The sequence below is a fragment of the Streptomyces tremellae genome, assembly GCF_039540215.1.
GTDB lineage: Bacteria > Actinomycetota > Actinomycetes > Streptomycetales > Streptomycetaceae > Streptomyces > Streptomyces tremellae.
Genome location: NZ_BAABEP010000010.1, coordinates 1 through 16,407 on the forward strand (window position 1 = coordinate 1; position 16,407 = coordinate 16,407).

16 protein-coding genes are annotated in these 16,407 nt (G+C 75.2%); 7 read left to right on the forward strand and 9 right to left on the reverse strand.

The window, feature by feature from the left end:
- Positions 1-126 precede the first annotated feature (126 nt).
- The 4 genes from ABEA77_RS10135 to pdhA form a co-directional block, all read right to left on the reverse strand.
- Positions 127-1,032 (reverse strand): NTP transferase domain-containing protein, encoded by a 906-nt coding sequence (locus tag ABEA77_RS10135; RefSeq protein WP_345644232.1) that lies wholly within the window; start codon positions 1,030-1,032, stop codon positions 127-129.
- 84 nt (positions 1,033-1,116) lie between these two features.
- A complete protein-coding gene (locus ABEA77_RS10140) occupies positions 1,117-2,793 on the reverse strand; it encodes a dihydrolipoamide acetyltransferase family protein (protein WP_345644235.1) in 1,677 nt (558 codons plus the stop codon).
- Entirely contained in the window at positions 2,790-3,797 is a 1,008-nt protein-coding gene (locus ABEA77_RS10145) for an alpha-ketoacid dehydrogenase subunit beta (protein ID WP_345644238.1), read from the reverse strand. Before ABEA77_RS10145 ends, ABEA77_RS10140 begins: the two co-directional genes overlap by 4 nt.
- The gene (gene pdhA / locus ABEA77_RS10150; RefSeq protein WP_345644585.1) at positions 3,794-4,915 is read right to left on the reverse strand and encodes a pyruvate dehydrogenase (acetyl-transferring) E1 component subunit alpha; all 1,122 of its coding nucleotides are present in this window, start codon (positions 4,913-4,915) and stop codon (positions 3,794-3,796) included. Before pdhA ends, ABEA77_RS10145 begins: the two co-directional genes overlap by 4 nt.
- A gap of 300 nt (positions 4,916-5,215) precedes the next feature.
- Here pdhA and ABEA77_RS10155 point away from each other — a divergent pair, with 300 nt between their 5' ends.
- Entirely contained in the window at positions 5,216-5,719 is a 504-nt protein-coding gene (locus ABEA77_RS10155; RefSeq protein WP_345644241.1) for an Lrp/AsnC family transcriptional regulator, read from the forward strand.
- A gap of 54 nt (positions 5,720-5,773) precedes the next feature.
- On the opposite strand, the gene ABEA77_RS10160 is transcribed toward ABEA77_RS10155, so the two are convergent.
- Positions 5,774-6,364 (reverse strand): TetR/AcrR family transcriptional regulator, encoded by a 591-nt coding sequence (locus ABEA77_RS10160; RefSeq protein ID WP_345644243.1) that lies wholly within the window; start codon positions 6,362-6,364, stop codon positions 5,774-5,776.
- Positions 6,361-7,875, reverse strand: a complete 1,515-nt coding sequence (locus ABEA77_RS10165) for a 3-hydroxyacyl-CoA dehydrogenase (RefSeq protein WP_345644245.1) — start codon at positions 7,873-7,875, stop codon at positions 6,361-6,363. Before ABEA77_RS10165 ends, ABEA77_RS10160 begins: the two co-directional genes overlap by 4 nt.
- A gap of 155 nt (positions 7,876-8,030) precedes the next feature.
- Between ABEA77_RS10165 and paaN the strand changes: the two genes are divergently transcribed.
- Positions 8,031-9,710 (forward strand): phenylacetic acid degradation protein PaaN, encoded by a 1,680-nt coding sequence (gene paaN, locus ABEA77_RS10170; protein ID WP_345644248.1) that lies wholly within the window; start codon positions 8,031-8,033, stop codon positions 9,708-9,710.
- A gap of 47 nt (positions 9,711-9,757) precedes the next feature.
- On the opposite strand, the gene ABEA77_RS10175 is transcribed toward paaN, so the two are convergent.
- Genes ABEA77_RS10175 through ABEA77_RS10185 form a run of 3 tightly spaced genes read right to left on the reverse strand, consistent with a single transcriptional unit; the run spans position 9,758 to position 12,464 of the window.
- Positions 9,758-10,474: a TrmH family RNA methyltransferase gene (locus tag ABEA77_RS10175; protein WP_345644251.1), complete on the reverse strand. Its 717-nt coding sequence runs from the start codon at positions 10,472-10,474 to the stop codon at positions 9,758-9,760.
- Positions 10,471-11,715 carry an HTTM domain-containing protein gene (locus ABEA77_RS10180; protein ID WP_345644253.1) on the reverse strand — a complete coding sequence of 415 codons (1,245 nt, stop codon included), beginning with the start codon at positions 11,713-11,715 and terminating at the stop codon, positions 10,471-10,473. The genes ABEA77_RS10175 and ABEA77_RS10180 overlap by 4 nt, the downstream gene beginning before the upstream one ends.
- Positions 11,712-12,464 carry a DUF5819 family protein gene (locus ABEA77_RS10185; protein WP_345644255.1) on the reverse strand — a complete coding sequence of 251 codons (753 nt, stop codon included), beginning with the start codon at positions 12,462-12,464 and terminating at the stop codon, positions 11,712-11,714. The genes ABEA77_RS10180 and ABEA77_RS10185 overlap by 4 nt, the downstream gene beginning before the upstream one ends.
- 308 nt (positions 12,465-12,772) lie before the next feature.
- Here ABEA77_RS10185 and paaA point away from each other — a divergent pair, with 308 nt between their 5' ends.
- From paaA to ABEA77_RS10210, 5 genes are read left to right on the forward strand one after another with little or no spacing between them, the layout of a single operon-like run.
- The gene (gene paaA / locus ABEA77_RS10190) at positions 12,773-13,816 is read left to right on the forward strand and encodes a 1,2-phenylacetyl-CoA epoxidase subunit PaaA (RefSeq protein ID WP_345644257.1); all 1,044 of its coding nucleotides are present in this window, start codon (positions 12,773-12,775) and stop codon (positions 13,814-13,816) included.
- Positions 13,813-14,103 (forward strand): 1,2-phenylacetyl-CoA epoxidase subunit PaaB, encoded by a 291-nt coding sequence (paaB, locus tag ABEA77_RS10195; protein WP_345644258.1) that lies wholly within the window; start codon positions 13,813-13,815, stop codon positions 14,101-14,103. Before paaA ends, paaB begins: the two co-directional genes overlap by 4 nt.
- Positions 14,100-14,801, forward strand: a complete 702-nt coding sequence (gene paaC, locus ABEA77_RS10200) for a 1,2-phenylacetyl-CoA epoxidase subunit PaaC (protein ID WP_345644261.1) — start codon at positions 14,100-14,102, stop codon at positions 14,799-14,801. The genes paaB and paaC overlap by 4 nt, the downstream gene beginning before the upstream one ends.
- Positions 14,795-15,313 carry a 1,2-phenylacetyl-CoA epoxidase subunit PaaD gene (gene paaD / locus ABEA77_RS10205; protein ID WP_345644264.1) on the forward strand — a complete coding sequence of 173 codons (519 nt, stop codon included), beginning with the start codon at positions 14,795-14,797 and terminating at the stop codon, positions 15,311-15,313. Before paaC ends, paaD begins: the two co-directional genes overlap by 7 nt.
- A complete protein-coding gene (locus ABEA77_RS10210) occupies positions 15,314-16,357 on the forward strand; it encodes a 2Fe-2S iron-sulfur cluster-binding protein (RefSeq protein ID WP_345644267.1) in 1,044 nt (347 codons plus the stop codon).
- The last annotated feature ends 50 nt before the right edge of the window (positions 16,358-16,407 follow it).

Genomic DNA, 16,407 nt, shown 5'->3' on the forward strand with positions numbered 1-16,407 from the left:
GGCCCGAGCCCCCGGGCCCGCCGCCCGGGTCGGACCCGTCCGGGCGTGTGGCGCGGCCCGTGCCGCCGGGGCGGCCCTCGCCGCCGCGGGCGCCGCGAGCGCCCTCGGCCTCCCTGTTCCGCGTGGTCATCCGGCGTCCGGCCCGGGGCCGCCCGCCTCCTCTTCTTCCCAACGGCGGGCGAGCGCCGACGCCTTGGCCGCCGCCTCGGCGACCGCCTGCTCGCCCCGGCCCGCGGCGCGGGCCGCCGCGTAGCCGACCAGGAAGGTCGTCAGTGGGGCGGCCGGACGAGCGACGCCGTGCGCGGCGTCGCTCGCCAGGTCGAGGAGCAGTGTGGTGTCGACGTCCAGCTCGATGCCGAGCTCGTCCTTGACTGCGGTGATCCATTCGTCCAGCACGGTCCCATGCTCCCTGATCCGCGTCCGGGCTGTGGAGATGTCGTCCCAGGTGTCGCAGTCGAAGGCGGCGAGGGGACCGGCATCGACCCGGACAAGGTCGAGTTCGCGCGCGAGCAGCCGCAGCGGCAGGCCCGCGAGGCCGCCGTACTCGGCGGCGAGCAGGCCGAGGCCCCGGCGCAGCGGCTCGGTGCGGTAGGCCGCGACCAGCGGCTGGTCGCGGCCGTCCGCGTCGACGAGGAGCGCGGCCTCCGCCGGGTCCGCCGCAAGCGCCTCCCGCAGGCGGCGCACGGTCCCGGTGTCGAGGAACGGCAGGTCGGCGGAGAGCACCACGGCCGTGTCCGCGGCCACCTCGCGGATGCCGGCGCCGAGCGCGGCCACGGGCCCGCCGCCCGGCGGCTGCTCCCGCGCCCACAGGACCGGCCGCGCGGTGGGCCGCCTGCCGCCCACGACGACCGTGCGCCCGGCGCCCGCGCAGGCCGCGAGCACCCGGTCGAGGAGGGTGCGGCCGCCGACGCGCACGCCCGGCTTGTCGGCGCCGCCGAGGCGCCTGGCCGCGCCGCCCGCGAGCACCACGGCGTCGTAGCCGGGCGCCGGCTGCGCCGCGCGGGCGTCCGGGGAGTGGCTCGCGGCTTCCATGGCTGAAGTATCGTCCGTGGCCGGCCGCTCCGCGCACGCCGGGTGGGCGCTCCGCCGCCCGGGTGGCGGGCGGGCCGCGCCGCGTCAGAGCGTGCGCAGCAGCACGGCGGGCCGCTCCACGCAGTCCGCCACATAGCGCAGGAAGCCGCCCGCGACACCCCCGTCGCAGACCCGGTGGTCGAACGTCAGGGAGAGCTGGACGACCTGGCGTACCGCGAGCTCGCCCTGGTGCACCCACGGCTTGGGCGCGATCCGGCCGACGCCCAGCATGGCGGCCTCGGGGTGGTTGATGATCGGGGTGGAGCCGTCCACGCCGAACACGCCGTAGTTGTTGAGCGTGAACGTCCCGCCCGTGAGGTCCCCCGGCGTCAGCGCGCCCTCCCTCGCCAGGGCGGTGAGGCGGGCGAACTCCTCCGTGAGCGACTCGGCGGTGCGCGCCTGCGCGTCCCGTACGACGGGCACGACGAGGCCCCGGTCGGTCTGCGCGGCGAAGCCGAGGTGGACCGCGGGCAGTCGGACGATCTCCCTGGCCGCCTGGTCGACCGTGGCGTTCAGCTCGGGGAAGCGGTCAAGCGCGGCCGTGCAGATCCGGGCGAGCAGCGCGAGGACGGAGATCTTCCGGCCGCCCGCCGCGTTCATCGCGGCGCGGGCCGCGAGGAGTTCTGTGGCGTCCGCGTCGACCCAGCAGGTGGCCTCGGGGATCTCGCGCCTGCTGCGGGCCAGCTTCTCCGCGACCGCGCCCCGCACACCCCGAAGCGGCACGCGCACGGCACCTTCGGGTACCGCCGCGGCCCCCTCACGCGCGCCCCCGGCCGCCGCGGCGGACCCGTCCGTGGCGGACCCCGCCGCTCCCTGCTCGATCGCGCGCTCCACGTCGACGCGGAGTATCAGCCCCTCGCGGCCCGAGCCGTCGAGCTGCCGCAGGTCGAGCCCGTGCTGCCGGGCGAGCCGCCGCACGAGCGGCGACACGACGGGCACAGGCCCCACGTCCGCGCCCGCCCGCGCCCCGTGCCCCGGCCCGGCACCGCGCCCGTCCACCACCACACCGGCACCGCGCGAACCGGCACCGCGCCCGTCCGGCCCGGAGCCGTACCGGCCTGAGCCCGGACGCCGCCCGTCCATGCCCGTACCGGAGCCGCCCTGCCCCGCCGTATCCGCACCGGGCCCGTGCCCGTCCGCCTCGGGACCGCGCCCGCCAGAACCGGCACCGCGCCCGTCCGGCACCGCGCCCCGCCCGGCGCCGCCGTACGCGTCGGGTCCCGCGCCGTTCCCGGGCCCCGGCCGACCGTTCCGGCCGAAGGCGTCGTGCCGTTCGGGGTCCGGGCGCTGCCCGGACCACGCCCCCGGCCCCACGCCGTCCGCGCCGCCCGCGCCGTTCAGGAGGCCCCGCGGGCCGACCCTGCGGCGGCGGGTGGCGGGCGGCGCCGTGCCGTATCCGACCAGCACGTTGCCCGACGCGGTGTCCGCCTCCGCCGTCGCGGGGGGTGCGCCGTCCGGGCCCCCAGGGGCGGCGGGAGCGCCGACCGCGACCGTCATCAGCGGCGCGCCGACCGGGAGTTCCGTGCCCTCCTCGCCGAAGCGGGCCGTCACCACCCCGCCGTACGGGCAGGGCACCTCCACCCGCGCCTTCGCGGTCTCGACCTCCACCACCGGCTGGTCCACGGCGACCACGTCGCCCACTGCGACGAGCCAGCCCACGATCTCCGCCTCGGTCAGTCCCTCGCCGAGGTCGGGCAGCCTGAACTCCCGTACCTGGCTCATCGGCTCTCCGCCTCCCACTGGAGCCGCGCGACCGCGTCCAGTACCCGGTCCACTCCAGGAAGATGGTGCCTCTCCAGCATCGGCGGCGGATAGGGGATGTCGAATCCCGCCACCCGCAGCACCGGCGCCTCCAGGTGGTGGAAGCAGCGCTCGGTGATCCGTGCGGCGATCTCGCCGCCGGGGCCGCCGAAGCCGACCGCCTCGTGCACGACCACCGCGCGGCCCGTGCGCCGCACCGACCGCGCCACCGTCTCGTCGTCGAACGGCACCAGCGACCTGAGGTCGACCACCTCCAGGTCCCAGCCCTCCTCGCGCGCGGCCTCCGCCGCGTCGAGGCACACCGGCAGGCTCGGCCCGTAGGTGATCAGCGTGGCGCTCGTGCCGGGGCGCCGCACGACGGCCCGGCCGATCGGCTCCACGGCCGGCGGCGCCTCGGGCGACCAGGGCGCCTTCGACCAGTAGAGCCGCTTCGGTTCGAGGAAGACGACGGGGTCGTCGGAGGCGATGGCCGCGCGCAGCAGGCCGTAGGCGTCCCCGACCGTCGCGGGCGTGACCACGTGCAGTCCGGGGGTCGCCATGTAGTACGCCTCGGAGGAGTCGCTGTGGTGCTCGACGCCGCCGATGCCGCCGCCGTAGGGGATACGCACCGTCAGCGGCATCGGCACCGCGCCGCCCGTGCGGTTGCGCATCTTGGCGACATGGCTCACGAGCTGCTCGAACGACGGGTACGCGAAGGCGTCGAACTGCATCTCGACGACCGGCCGCAGCCCGTACATGGCCATGCCGACCGCCGTGCCGAGGATGCCCGCCTCGGCGAGCGGGGTGTCGGTGCACCGGTCGTCGCCGAACTCCTCCGCGAGGCCGTCCGTGACCCGGAAGACCCCGCCGAGGGTGCCGACGTCCTCGCCGAGCACATGGACCGCGGGGTCCTCGGCCATCGCGTCCCGCAGCGCCCGCTTGAGGGCCTGCGCCATGGTGGCGGGTTTGGCCGCGACCGTGGTCATCGGGCCCCCTCCGGCTCCTGCGAGCCGGCCTCGGCCGCCGCGTCCAGCTCGGCGCGCAGCCGCTCGGCCTGCTCGGCGAGCTGGGTGGTGCGCTCCGCGTACACCTGGCCGAACAGGTCCATCGGGTCGAGCGCGGGCTCCGCGTTCATCCGGTCGCGCAGCCCGGCCGCGAGTTCCTCCGCGCCGCGTGCGACGCGCTCGGCCGCCGCGTCGTCGAGCAGGCCGCGGGCGCGCAGGGCGGCTTCGAGCAGCCGCACCGGGTCGTAGGCGCGCCAGGCGGCGACCTCGTCGTCCGCGCGGTAGCGCGTCGCGTCGTCGGCGTTCGTATGGGCCTCGACCCGGTACGTCACGGCCTCCACGAGCGTCGGCCCGCCACCGCCGCGGGCCCGGTCGACGGCCTCGGCGAGCACCGTGTGCACGGCCGCGACGTCGTTGCCGTCGACCAGGCGGCCCGGCATCCCGTAGCCGACCGCCTTGTGCGCGAGGGTCGGCGCGGCGCTCTGCTTGGCGAGTGGCACGGAGATCGCGAAGCCGTTGTTCTGCACGAGGAAGACGGCGGGCGCCTGCCAGACCGCGGCGAAGTTCATGGCCTCGTGGAAGTCGCCCTCGCTGGTCCCGCCGTCGCCGACCAGGGCGAGCGCCACCACGTCGTCGCCCTTGAGGCGGGCCGCGTGCGCGAGCCCGACCGCGTGAGGGAGCTGGGTCGCGAGCGGGGTGGACAGCGGGGCCACGCGGTAGCGGTGCGGGTCGTAGCCGGTGTGGCGGTCACCGCGCAGCAGCGTCAGCGCCTCCACCGGGTCCACGCCCCGGGCGACCACGGCCAGCGTGTCGCGGTAGCTGGGGAACAGCCAGTCGCGCTCGGCGAGCACGGCGGCCGCGGCGACCTGGCACGCCTCCTGGCCCGTGCTCGACGGGTAGACGGCGAGCCTGCCCTGCCGGGTGAGCGCCGTGGCCTGTGTGTTGAACCTGCGGCCGCGCACCAGGCCGTCGTAGAGGCGCAGCAGCAGCGCGGGGTCGGCGGCCGCCTCCGCGGGGGTGCCGAGCACGCGCAGCGGCCGCTCGTCGGGCAGCAGGGGCGCGGGGTCCGTGCGCACCCGCCAGGCGGGGGCGGCGGGCAGCCCGGCGGAGCCGCGTGCGGCGGTGTCCGAGGGCGCGGTGCGCGCCGCGGGGTCCCTGACCGGCGTACTGCTCTTCTTCACGCGTGCCCCTCCTCATGCCTCCTGCGGCGGTGCCCGCACGGCTCGTGGCAGCGGGCTGCGGAGCCGACAGTGTGTGACGGCCCTCACCTACCGATTGTTCGGTCGCCGGGGCATTTTGGCTACACGGGCCACCATCCTGTGGACAAACGGTTCGGCAGGGCCTGTGATGGACGCAGGCCGTCCACGGCGCCGAGGCGGGAAGACAGGGGGACTGAACAAATGGCCGAGGATCCGGGCGAGGGCGCCGTGCGGCGCGCCGCGGCGGCCCGCCCGCTCGACCCGGTGGACCGCGCGATCCTGCGCATCCTCCAGGCGGACGGCCGCACGTCGGTGCGCTCCGTGGCCGAGCGGGTGCACGTCTCGCGCGCCAACGCGTACGCGCGGATCAACCGGCTCGTCGAGGACGGCGTGATCCGCGGCTTCACGGCGAGCGTCGACCACGAGCGGGCCGGGCAGGGGACGTCCGCGTACATCACCCTGAAGATCGTGCAGAACTCCTGGCGCACCGTGCGCGGGCAGCTGGAGGAGCTGCCTGGCGCGGCGCACATCGCCCTCGTCGGCGGCGACTTCGACGTGCTGCTGCTGGTCCACACGCCCGACAACAGGACGCTGCGCGAGCTGGTGCTCACCCGCCTCCAGGCCATCCCCGAGGTGCTCTCCACCCGTACCCTGCTGGTCTTCGAGGAGACCGACCTGAGCCCGGGGGCGCCGCTGCCGGAGTGACGGGCCGCGCGGCCCCGGCCCCCGCCGTGCCCGCCCTCCGGCCGGGCGCGCCCCTCAGCCCCGCGCCCGCAGCCCGTCGAAGGCGAGGCGTACGACGGTGTCGGCCACCTGGTCGCGGTCGTAGCCGCCGGCCTGCGGGCGGTACCACTCGACCAGCGAGTTGACCATGCCGAACACCAGCCGGGTCGCGAGCCGGGTGTCCACGTCCGCCCGCAGGTCGCCGTCGGCGACGGCCGCCTTCAGCAGCTCGGCGACCCGCTGGTCGAACGCGCGCCGCCGCTCCATCGCCCACCGCTCGGTCCTGGTGTTGCCCCGCACCCGCAGCAGCAGCGTCACGTAGGGCAGCTCGGCGGTCAGCACCTCGACCATGCGCCGCGTCACGTACTCGACACGCGCCAGCGCGCTGCCGCGGCCCGCGGCCTCCTCGTCGAGGATGCCGAACAGCCCGTCGAGCGCCCGGCTCACGGCCCGCCGCAGCAGCTCCTCCTTGCCGACGACGTGGTGGTAGATGGACGACTTCGAGATGCCCGCCGCCTTGGAGAGGTGCTCCATCGAGGTGCCGTCGTAGCCGCGCTCGTTGAAGACGGCGACGGCGACGGACAGCAGTGTCTCCGGCGTGTACGTGCCGCGCCTCGGCGTGCTCATCGGCGGGCCTCCGCGGCCGCGGCCCGCGCCAGGGCGCGTGAGGGCGCGTAGCGCCCGCCCGGATACGCGGCCTCCAGTCCTCCGAGGACCCCGAGGATCCAGCCGGGGCCGACCGCGCGCGCCCATTCGTTGGGGCCCGCCGGGTAGTTCACGCCGAGTTTCATGGCGGTGTCGATGTCCTCCTGGGTGGCGACGCCGCGCGCCGCGGCGTCGAATGCGAGGTCGGCGAGGAGCGCGACCGTGCGCGCGACGACCATTCCGGGGACGTCGCCGATGACGCTGACCTTCTTGCCGGCCAGCTGGAAGAGGCCCACGGCGGCGCGCACGTCCGTGTCGTGCGCGTCGGCGGACGGGGCGAGCGCGACGCGCGCGCAGGTCCGGTAGTCGAGGGCCAGGTCGAACGCGACGCTCGGGACGCCGCGCGCCTCCGAGGGCCGCCCGTCCGTGAGCAGCAGCCGCGCGCCGCCGGGCAGCGCGACGAAGCCCGGACCTGACCCCTCGTCCCCCGGCTCCGCGCGGACCGCGACGCCCGCTTCGCCGAACAGCTCCGGCAGGGCGGACGCGGGCCCGAGGCCGCCGACGACGGTGATCTCGGCGGGCGCCCCGCAGGGCTCCTCGGTGCGGGGCTCCGGCCGCACCGCGCCGGGGCCGTACGGGTACCAGCCGTGCCCGGACTTGCGGCCGAGGCGACCCGACTGCACCAGTCTGCGCTGGGCGAGCGACGGCGTGAACCGCGGGTCGCCGTGGAAGGCGTCCCAGACGGAGCGGGTCACCGCCTCGTTGACGTCCTGGCCGATCAGGTCGGTCAGCTCGAACGGACCCATGCGGAAGCCGCCGCACTCGCGCAGCACCGCGTCGAGCGTCGCGGGGTCCGCCGCGCGCTCCTCGTACACGCGCAGCGCCTCGGCGTAGAAGGGGCGGGCGATCCGGTTGACGACGAAGCCCGGGGTGTCGGCGCAGCGCACCGGCGTCTTGCCCCAGGCGCGCGCCGTCCCGTACGCCAGGTCCGCGGCCTCCCGGTCCGTGGCGAAGCCGCTGACGACCTCGACCAGCGGGAGCAGCGGCGCCGGGTTGAAGAAGTGCAGCCCCACGAAGCGTCCCGGCAGCCGCAGCGCGGCGGCGATCTCCGTGACGGAGAGTGAGGAGGTGTTGGTGGCGAGAAGGCAGTCGTCCGCGACGGCCTTCTCCACGGCGGTGAACAGTTCGCGCTTGGCCGCCGCGTCCTCCGCCACGGCCTCCACGACCAGCCCGCAGCCGGCCAGCTCCGCGAGGTCGTCCACGGCCGTGAGCCGGTCCAGCGCGGCCGCCGACTCCCGCTCGCCGAGCCGCCCCTTCTCGACCAGCCTGGCGAGCCGCGCCGCCACGTCGTCCGCCGCCTCGCGTGCGCGCCCCTGCACCGCGTCGTGGAGGCGTACGGGGTGCCCCGCGACCAGGGCGACCTGGGCGATGCCCCGGCCCATGGTGCCGGTGCCGACGACCGCGACGGGGCTGCTGAACGCGAGTGCTGCCATGGACGCCATCCTCCCTCGTGGTTTTCCACAGACCCGTCCGGCCCTGTTGAACCGACCGATCGTTCGGTTACTGTAACCCTGTCCGCGCACACGTGTCCCGGGCTCCGCGCGGACCGCCCGCCCGCCCCGGCTCGACGAGGAGTTGGTCCCCACCTATGACCGCGCAGCTCAGCCTCCAGAAGCTGGCCGAGACCCGCAGGGCCACGCTCGACCAGGCGCTCGACGCGATCCGCACCCGCGCCTACTGGTCGCCCCACCCCGAACACCCCAAGGCGTACGGGGAGACGGCGCCCGCGGAAGGGCTCGCGGCCTTCGAGGCGCTGCGCGGTGGACGCTTCGAGCTCGACCAGCCGGGCACCGACGGCTGGACGGGCGCGGAGACCTCGCCGTACGGCCCCGCGCTCGGCATCGAGTACCCGCACGCGGACATCGAGGTGCTGCTGCCGGCCCTGCGCGCGGGGATGGGGGCCTGGCGCGCGGCGGGCCCCGAGGCCAGGGCGCTGGTCTGCCTGGAGATCCTGGCGCGGATCTCCGCGCGCACCCACGAGTTCGCCCACGCGGTGATGCACACCAGCGGGCAGGCGTTCGTGATGGCGCTCCAGGCGGGCGGGGCCAACGCGCAGGACCGCGGCCTCGAAGCGGTGGCCTACGCGTACGCGGAGCAGACCCGGGTGCCGGAGCGCGCCGACTGGTCGAAGCCGCAGGGCAGGCGCGACCCGCTGGAGATGCGCAAGACGTTCACGGCGGTGCCGCGCGGCGTCTCGCTGCTCGTCGGGTGCAACACCTTCCCCACGTGGAACGGCTATCCGGGCCTGTTCGCCTCGCTGGCCACCGGCAATCCTGTGCTGGTCAAGCCGCACCCGCGCGCGGTGCTTCCGCTCGCGCTGACGGTGCGGATCGCCCGCGAGGTCCTCGCGGAGACCGGCTTCGACCCGAATCTGGTGGCGCTCGCGGTGGAGCGGCCGGGCGAGGGCCTCGCCAAGGACCTGGCGGTCCGCCCCGAGGTACGGATCGTCGACTACACGGGCTCGACGGCGTTCGGCGACTGGCTGGAGACGCACGCCCGGCAGGCGCAGGTCTACACGGAGAAGGCCGGCGTGAACACCGTCGTGATCGACTCGACCGGCGACTACCGCGGCATGCTCGGCAATCTGGCCTTCTCGCTCTCCCTCTACAGCGGCCAGATGTGCACCACCCCGCAGAACCTGCTCATCCCCCGCGACGGCATCGCCACGGACGCGGGCCCCCGGACGTACGACGAGGTCGTGGCGGACCTCGCGGCCTCGGTGGACACGCTGCTCGGCGACGACGCGCGGGCGAGCGCGCTGCTCGGCGCGCTGGTCAATCCGGACGTGAAGGCCCGCCTGGAGGCCGCGGCCGAGCTGGGCGAGGTCGCGCTCGCCTCCCGCGAGGTGCGCAGTCCGGAGTGGCCCGACGCGGTGGTGCGCACGCCGCTGATCGTGAAGGCGGACGGCGGGGCCGGGTCCGGTGCGCCCTATCTGGCCGAGTGCTTCGGTCCTGTCTCCTTCGCGGTCGCCGTCGCCTCGACCGCCGACGCGCTGGAGCTGCTGCGGCGCACGGTCCGCGAGCGGGGCGCCATGACGGTCGGCGCGTACACGACCTCCCCCGAGGTCGAGGCGGCCGTCGAGGAGGTCTGCCTCGACGAGGCGGCGCAGCTGTCGCTCAATCTGACCGGTGGCGTGTTCGTGAACCAGACGGCCGCGTTCTCCGACTTCCACGGCTCGGGCGGCAACCCCGCGGCCAACGCGGCGCTGTGCGACGCGGCGTTCGTGGCCAACCGATTCCGCACGGTGGAGGTGCGCCGCCCGGCCTGAGCCGGCGCCGGGCCGCCGGGGCCGCCCCGCTCCGGCCGCCCCGGGCGTCAGCGGGGCGGCGGGGCCGCCGGGATCTCCGCGTGGCGCTGCACCCAGGCGTGCATGGCGATCGCCGCGGCGGCCCCCGCGTTGATCGAGCGCGTCGAGCCGAACTGCGCGATCGAGCAGACCATCAGGGCGTGCTCGCGGGCCTCCTCGGTGAGCCCGGGGCCCTCCTGCCCGAAGAGGAGCACGCAGCGGCGCGGCAGTTCGGTGCGCTCCAGCGGCACGGCGCCCGGCAGGTTGTCGATGCCGATGACGGGCAGCCGCTCGGCCGCCGCCCAGGCCGTCAGGGCCGCCGTGTCCGGGTGGTGGCGGACATGCTGGTAGCGGTCGGTCACCATGGCGCCGCGCCGGTTCCACCTGCGCCGGCCGACGATGTGCACCTCCCGCGCCAGGAAGGCGTTGGCGGTCCGCACGACGGAGCCGATGTTGAAGTCGTGGCCCCAGTTCTCCACCGCCACGTGGAAGGCGTGACGGCGCGTGTCGAGCTCGGCGACGATGGCCTCCCGGCGCCAGTAGCGGTACCGGTCGGCGACGTTGCGCCGGTCGCCGTGGGCCAGCAGCTCGGGGTCGTAGCGCTCGCCGCGCGGCCAGGGCTCGGGGTGCGGCCCCACCCCGACCACGGGCGCGAAGCCCTCGTCGTACTGGAGCGGCTCGCCGGCCGCGCCCGGAGGGGGATCGTCGTGCGGGGCGGGCGCCGCCGGCGGTCTCTCGCTGCTCATCCGACGAGGGTACGGGGCTGGTCACCGGCCTCGTGCCGCTGGCCGGGCAGGCCGCCGCCCCCGCGCCCGCGCAGTCGGGCGCGGCCCGCCGCGATCCGGGCTCCGAGCCACAGGAGGAAGCCGGTCGGCAGGAAGACCGCGTCCGCGGTGATCATCGCCAGGGAGAAGAACGGCAGACCGAGCAGCACGGCGATTCCGGCGTGCTCCAGCATCATCCCCACCAGCAGGACGTTCTTGACCCGCCGGTTGAACAGCGTGAAGGGGAAGGCGACCTGCACCATCACCGTGCCGTAGGTGAAGACCAGGACGAAGAGGCTGCTCGCGGCGAGCACCCCGGACAGCCAGGGCCACGGGGTGAAGTAGTCCAGCTTGAGCGGGTAGAACAGCGCGGTGCCGTCCTCCCACCGGGTGCCCTGGATCTTGTACCAGCCCGCCGTGGAGTAGATGAAGCAGACCTCCACGGCGATCACGACCAGCGCCGCGTTGTGCAGGAGGTGCGCGAGGACGTCGAGGAGGCTGCGCTCGTGGCTGCCCGGCGCGTACCGGTTCACCGCCCACCACAGCCCCTGCACGGCCCAGGCGCCCCACAGCAGCGCCTGCGTCCACAGCTGCACATGGCCGGGTCCTGTGGCCGCTCCCACGGCGAGCACCGCGCCGAGCACCACCCACAGGACCGGGCCCGTGCGGTCCTTGAGGCGGGCGCAGGAGCCGCCGTCCCGCGCCGCACGCGCCGCGCGCCGCGCGTCCAGCGACCAGACCTGCCCGCAGCGGGTGAAGACCAGGTAGATCGCCATGATGTGGATGACGTTGTCGCCGCCGTCGCCGAGGAAGACGGAGCGGTTCTGGAGCGAGAGCACGCCGACCATGAAGACCGCGGAGAGCGTCCGGGTCCGCCAGCCGAGCATCAGCAGCAGGCTGGAGAGGACCGCGACGGCGTAGACGGTCTCGAACCAGACCCGGCTGTCCGACCACATCAGCGCGGAGAAGGCGCTGTTGCCCGCGATGAGCTGCCGCGCCAGGTCCCAGCTCCAGGGCGCGCCGGGGCCGTACAGCTCGCCGCGGTGCGGGAGTTCACGCAGCAGGAAGACCAGCCAGGTGCCCGCGAAGCCGATGCGTATGACCGCGCTCTGGTACGGGCCGAAGGAGGTGGAGGTGACGCGCTGGAGGGCGCGCGCGACGGCGGCGTACGCGGTGCCGCGCGCCGGGGGCGCGGCCGTGGGGCCCTGCTCCGCCGTACTCACCCGGCCGCCTCCGTGCCGCTCGCCGTGCCCGTGCCGTGGGGTGCCCCCACCGGGCCAGCGGCGACGACCGTCGCGGGGACGCCGTCGGGGACGTCCGAGGGGCCGACGCCCCACCAGGGGAAGGTCCGGTAGAAGGTCCGGGTGTCGACGCGCTCCTTGGCGTACGGCGGCGGCGCTACCGCCGTGGTCGCCGAGCGGACCTCGATGCGGGCCACGCGGCCCGTCAGGTGCTCGCGGCCGAGGCGGAGCACGACGATCCGCCGCAGGTAGGCCTCAGAGAGCCGGCCCCTGGTGCCGATCGGCCGCCCCTTGTCGTCGTGGGTCTGGGTGACGTAGTCCCAGGCTCTGCGCAGCTCGTTCTGCTGGGTGTGGCTCGGCAGCGGGTTGTGCAGGATCGCCGCTCCGTCCTGTGCCGAGAGGTCCTGCCAGCCGCCGACCGAGCGCCGTCCTGAGGCGTTTACGACCTCGACGCGTGCCTGGACGTGGATGTTCTGCTGGAGCGGGTTGGGCGCGAACAGCTTCCAGTTCTGCTCGAACTCCGGGTTCACCCAGCGGTTGATCAGCTGGGCGTGCGCCTTGGAGACCGTGTTGGCGGGGGCCACGTAGAAGAAGACCATCGCCAGGTGCGTGCAGGCGACGGCGAGCACGGCGACGGCCGCGACGCCCGCCACGACCTGGTACCTGCGGGGCAGTCCCGCGATGCCGGCCCCGGTCCGCCGCGAGCCGTGCGCGCCGCCGGGGGGCGGCACGGGCGTGCCGGGTCCTTCCCCCGCGGGGGACGCGCCCCGGCCCCGCGGCGCCCCGGCGGGCGCCGGCGCGTCCTGCGGCCCCTGCGCCCCGGTGGCGGCAGGACCGCCCGGCGCGCCGGGCTGCCGCGGCCCGGCCGCGGCGTCCTCGTCCCCCCAGGCCCCCGGGCCCCCCGGGTCCCCGTAACTCTTCATCCCGCCCCGATCCGTCGCCCCGCGCCGAGCCAGTTATCCACAGGGTTGACACCCTACGGGCCGCCGACCGACCATTGAAGTCCGGGAACCGAACGATCGGTCGGTAGGGAGTCGGGATGGCGACGGTGGCGAGCAGTACGAGCGGCACGAGCAGTACGGGCGGCACGGCCGGCGCGGCGCGTGCCACCGGCGAGACCGGCGGGCCCGGTGAGGACGCCCTGCTCGCGGCCTTCGACGCCGCCGTCGCGGCGGAGGAGCGCATCGAGCCGCGCGACTGGATGCCGGACGCCTACCGCGCGACGCTGGTGCGCCAGATGGCGCAGCACGCGCACTCCGAGATCATCGGCATGCAGCCCGAGGCCAACTGGATCACCCGCGCGCCCTCCCTGCGGCGCAAGGCGATCCTGATGGCCAAGGTCCAGGACGAGGTGGGCCACGGCCTGTATCTCTACAGCGCCACCGAGACGCTCGGCACCAGCAGGGACGAGCTGCTCGACAAGCTGCACTCGGGGCGCCAGAAGTACTCGTCGATCTTCAACTACCCCACGCTGACCTGGGCGGACGTCGGCGCGATCGGCTGGCTCGTGGACGGCGCCGCGATCACCAACCAGGTGCCGCTGTGCCGCTGCTCCTACGGGCCCTACGCGCGCGCCATGGTCCGCGTCTGCAAGGAGGAGTCCTTCCACCAGCGCCAGGGTTTCGAGCTGCTGATGGCGCTCAGCAAGGGCACCCCCGAGCAGCACGCGATGGCGCAGGACGCGGTGGACCGCTGGTGGTGGCCCTCGCTGATGATGTTCGGCCCGCCGGACGGCGAGTCCGCCCACTCCGCGCAGTCGATGGCCTGGCGCATCAAGCGGTTCTCCAACGACGACCTGCGGCAGCGGTTCGTGGACATCTGCGTCCCGCAGGCCGAGGCGCTCGGCCTCACGCTCCCCGACCCCGGCCTCAGGTGGAACGAGGAGAAGGGGGGCTACGACCACGGACCGATCGACTGGACGGAGTTCCAGCAGGTCCTCAGGGGCAACGGCCCGTGCAACGAGGAGCGGATCACCCGCCGCAGGACGGCCCACGAGGAGGGCGCCTGGGTGCGCGAGGCAGCCGCGGCGTACGCGGCGAAGCACTCCCCTGCCGCGGCGGACGCGACGGCGGTGGCGGCGTGAGCGGGCAGGGCGAGTGGCCCCTGTGGGAGGTCTTCGTGCGGGCGAGGCGTGGCCTGTCCCACACCCATGCGGGCAGCCTGCACGCCCCGGACGCGGAGTTCGCTTTGCGCAACGCCCGGGACCTGTACACGCGCCGCGGCGAGGGCGTGTCGATCTGGGTGGTGCCGTCCGCCGCGATCACGGCCTCCTCGCCGGACGAGCGCGACCCCTTCTTCGACCCGGCTGCCGACAAGGCGTACCGCCACCCGACGTTCTACGAGATCCCGGACGGGGTGAAGCACCTGTGAGCGCCGCACTCGCCCTGGGCGACGACGCGCTGGTGCTCTCGCACCGGCTGGGGGAGTGGGCGGGCCGCGCCCCTGTCCTCGAAGAGGAGGTCGCCCTCGCCAACATCGCGCTCGACCTGCTCGGCCAGGCCAGGTCGCTGCTCTCCCTGGTCGGCGACGAGGACGAGTTGGCCTACCTCAGACAGGAGCGCGCCTTCCGCAACGTCCAGTTGGTCGAGCAGCCCAACGGCGACTTCGCCCACACCATCGCCCGCCAGCTGTACTTCTCCGCATACCAGCTCCCCCTCTACCGCGAACTGGCCGTGGCTGATGGCCCGTTCGCCCCGCTCGCCGCGAAGGCCGCCAAGGAGGTCGAGTACCACCTCGACCACGCGCGGCAGTGGACGCTCAGGCTCGGCGACGGCACCGAGGAGAGCCATGAGCGCATGCGGCGGGCGTGTGCCGCGCTGTGGCGGTTCACCGGCGAGCTGTTCCGGCCCGTCGAGGGCCTGGACGCGGACCCCGCGGCCCTGGAGGCCGAGTGGCTCGCGACCGTGCGGGACGTGCTGGAGCGCGCCACCCTGCCGCTCCCCGAGGGACCGCGCTCCGGCGGCTGGGCCGCGGGCGCGGGCCGCGAGGGCCTGCACACCGAGGCGTTCAGCCGGATGCTCGCCGAGATGCAGCACCTGCACCGCAGCCACCCGGGGGCGTCATGGTGACCCCGACCCGGGCCGAGGAGGCACTGGAGCGCGAGCTGCGCCGCGTCGCCGGCGCCGTGCCCGACCCAGAGCTCCCGGTGGTCTCCCTCGCGGAGCTCGGCGTCCTGCGCGACGTGCGGGTCTCCTACGGTCCCTGCGGCCACCGCTCGGTGCGGGTCGAGCTGACGCCGACGTACACCGGCTGCCCTGCCGTCGAGACGATGTCCGAGGACATCGAGGCGGCGCTGCGCGCGCACGGCCAGCGGGACGTCGCGGTGGTCACGGTGCTCTCCCCGCCCTGGTCCACGGAGGACATCAGCGACGAGGGCAGGCGCAAGCTCGCCGAGGCGGGCATCGCGCCGCCGCGGCCGCAGGGGGGTGGCGGGGCCGTGCCGCTCTCCCTCGCCATCCGCTGCCCGCACTGCGGCTCCACGGCCACCGAGCTGCTCAGCCGGTTCTCCTCCACCGCGTGCAAGGCGCTGCGCCGCTGCTCGGCGTGCGGGGAGCCGTTCGATCACTTCAAGGAGTTGTAGATGTTCCATACGCTCCGGGTCGCCGCGGTCGAACGCCTCACGGACGACGCGGTGGCCCTCACCTTCGAGGTGCCGCCCGCGCTGCGCGAGCGCTTCCTGCACGCGCCGGGCCAGCATGTCGCCCTGCGCAGGCGGGATCCGGACGGCCGGGAGGTCAGGCGTACGTACTCGGTCTGCGCGCCCGCGGGCGGCGCACTGCGGGTGGGGGTGCGGCTCGTGGAGGGCGGCGCGTTCTCCCCGTACGCCTTCAAGGAGCTCGCGGCCGGGGACACGGTCGACGTGATGGAGCCCGCGGGCCGGTTCGTGCTGGAGCCGCGGCCTGGGCGCTTCGCCGCGGTCGTCGGGGGCAGCGGTATCACCCCCGTCCTCTCGATGGCGGCGACGCTGCTCGCCCGGGAGCCCGAGGCGCGGTTCTGCCTGGTGCGCAGCGACCGTACGGTGGCGTCCGCGATGTTCCTCGACGAGGTCGCCGACCTCAAGGACCGCTACCCCGACCGGTTCCAGCTGGTTCCCGTGGTCTCGCGGGAGGAGCAGCGGGCGGGCCTGCCGGCCGGCCGCCTCGACCGGCGCCGGCTCGCGGCGCTGCTGCCGTCGATCCTGCCCGTGGCCGACGTGGCCGGCTGGTTCCTGTGCGGGCCGCTCGGCCTGGTCACCGGCGCCGACCGGGCGCTGCGCGACCTCGGCGTCGACCGCTCCCGCATCCACCAGGAGATCTTTTACGTGGACGAGGCGACGGCCCCCGCGCCCCCGCCCGCCGCCCCCGTCGCGGGCTCCTCGCTCACGGCGACGCTGGCAGGCCGCTCGGGCACCTGGCCGGTCAGGGGCGGCGAGCCGCTGCTCGAAACGGTCCTCAGGGCCCGCGCGGACGCGCCGTACGCGTGCCGGGGCGGCGTCTGCGGCACCTGCAGGGCGTTCCTGGTCTCCGGCGAGGTCACGATGGACCGCAACTTCGCGCTGGAGCCCGAGGAGACCGACGCGGGCCACGTCCTGGCGTGCCAGTCGCACGCGGCCACCCCGGAGGTCGAACTCGACTTCGACCGCTAGCAGTTGACCGCCGAGCCGACCGGGCCCGCAGACCGCGGCCACCCCGTCTC

Coding starts and splice junctions, on each gene's coding strand:
- ABEA77_RS10160 (WP_345644243.1), bottom strand. CDS start 6,364: ATGAGCACGCCGAGGCGCGGCACGTACACGCCGGAGACACTGCTGTCC.
- paaD (WP_345644264.1), top strand. CDS start 14,795: ATGGTGACCCCGACCCGGGCCGAGGAGGCACTGGAGCGCGAGCTGCGC.
- paaN (WP_345644248.1), top strand. CDS start 8,031: ATGACCGCGCAGCTCAGCCTCCAGAAGCTGGCCGAGACCCGCAGGGCC.
- ABEA77_RS10145 (WP_345644238.1), bottom strand. CDS start 3,797: ATGACCACGGTCGCGGCCAAACCCGCCACCATGGCGCAGGCCCTCAAG.
- ABEA77_RS10140 (WP_345644235.1), bottom strand. CDS start 2,793: ATGAGCCAGGTACGGGAGTTCAGGCTGCCCGACCTCGGCGAGGGACTG.
- ABEA77_RS10165 (WP_345644245.1), bottom strand. CDS start 7,875: ATGGCAGCACTCGCGTTCAGCAGCCCCGTCGCGGTCGTCGGCACCGGC.
- ABEA77_RS10175 (WP_345644251.1), bottom strand. CDS start 10,474: ATGAGCAGCGAGAGACCGCCGGCGGCGCCCGCCCCGCACGACGATCCC.
- paaA (WP_345644257.1), top strand. CDS start 12,773: ATGGCGACGGTGGCGAGCAGTACGAGCGGCACGAGCAGTACGGGCGGC.
- ABEA77_RS10210 (WP_345644267.1), top strand. CDS start 15,314: ATGTTCCATACGCTCCGGGTCGCCGCGGTCGAACGCCTCACGGACGAC.
- ABEA77_RS10135 (WP_345644232.1), bottom strand. CDS start 1,032: ATGGAAGCCGCGAGCCACTCCCCGGACGCCCGCGCGGCGCAGCCGGCG.
- ABEA77_RS10155 (WP_345644241.1), top strand. CDS start 5,216: ATGGCCGAGGATCCGGGCGAGGGCGCCGTGCGGCGCGCCGCGGCGGCC.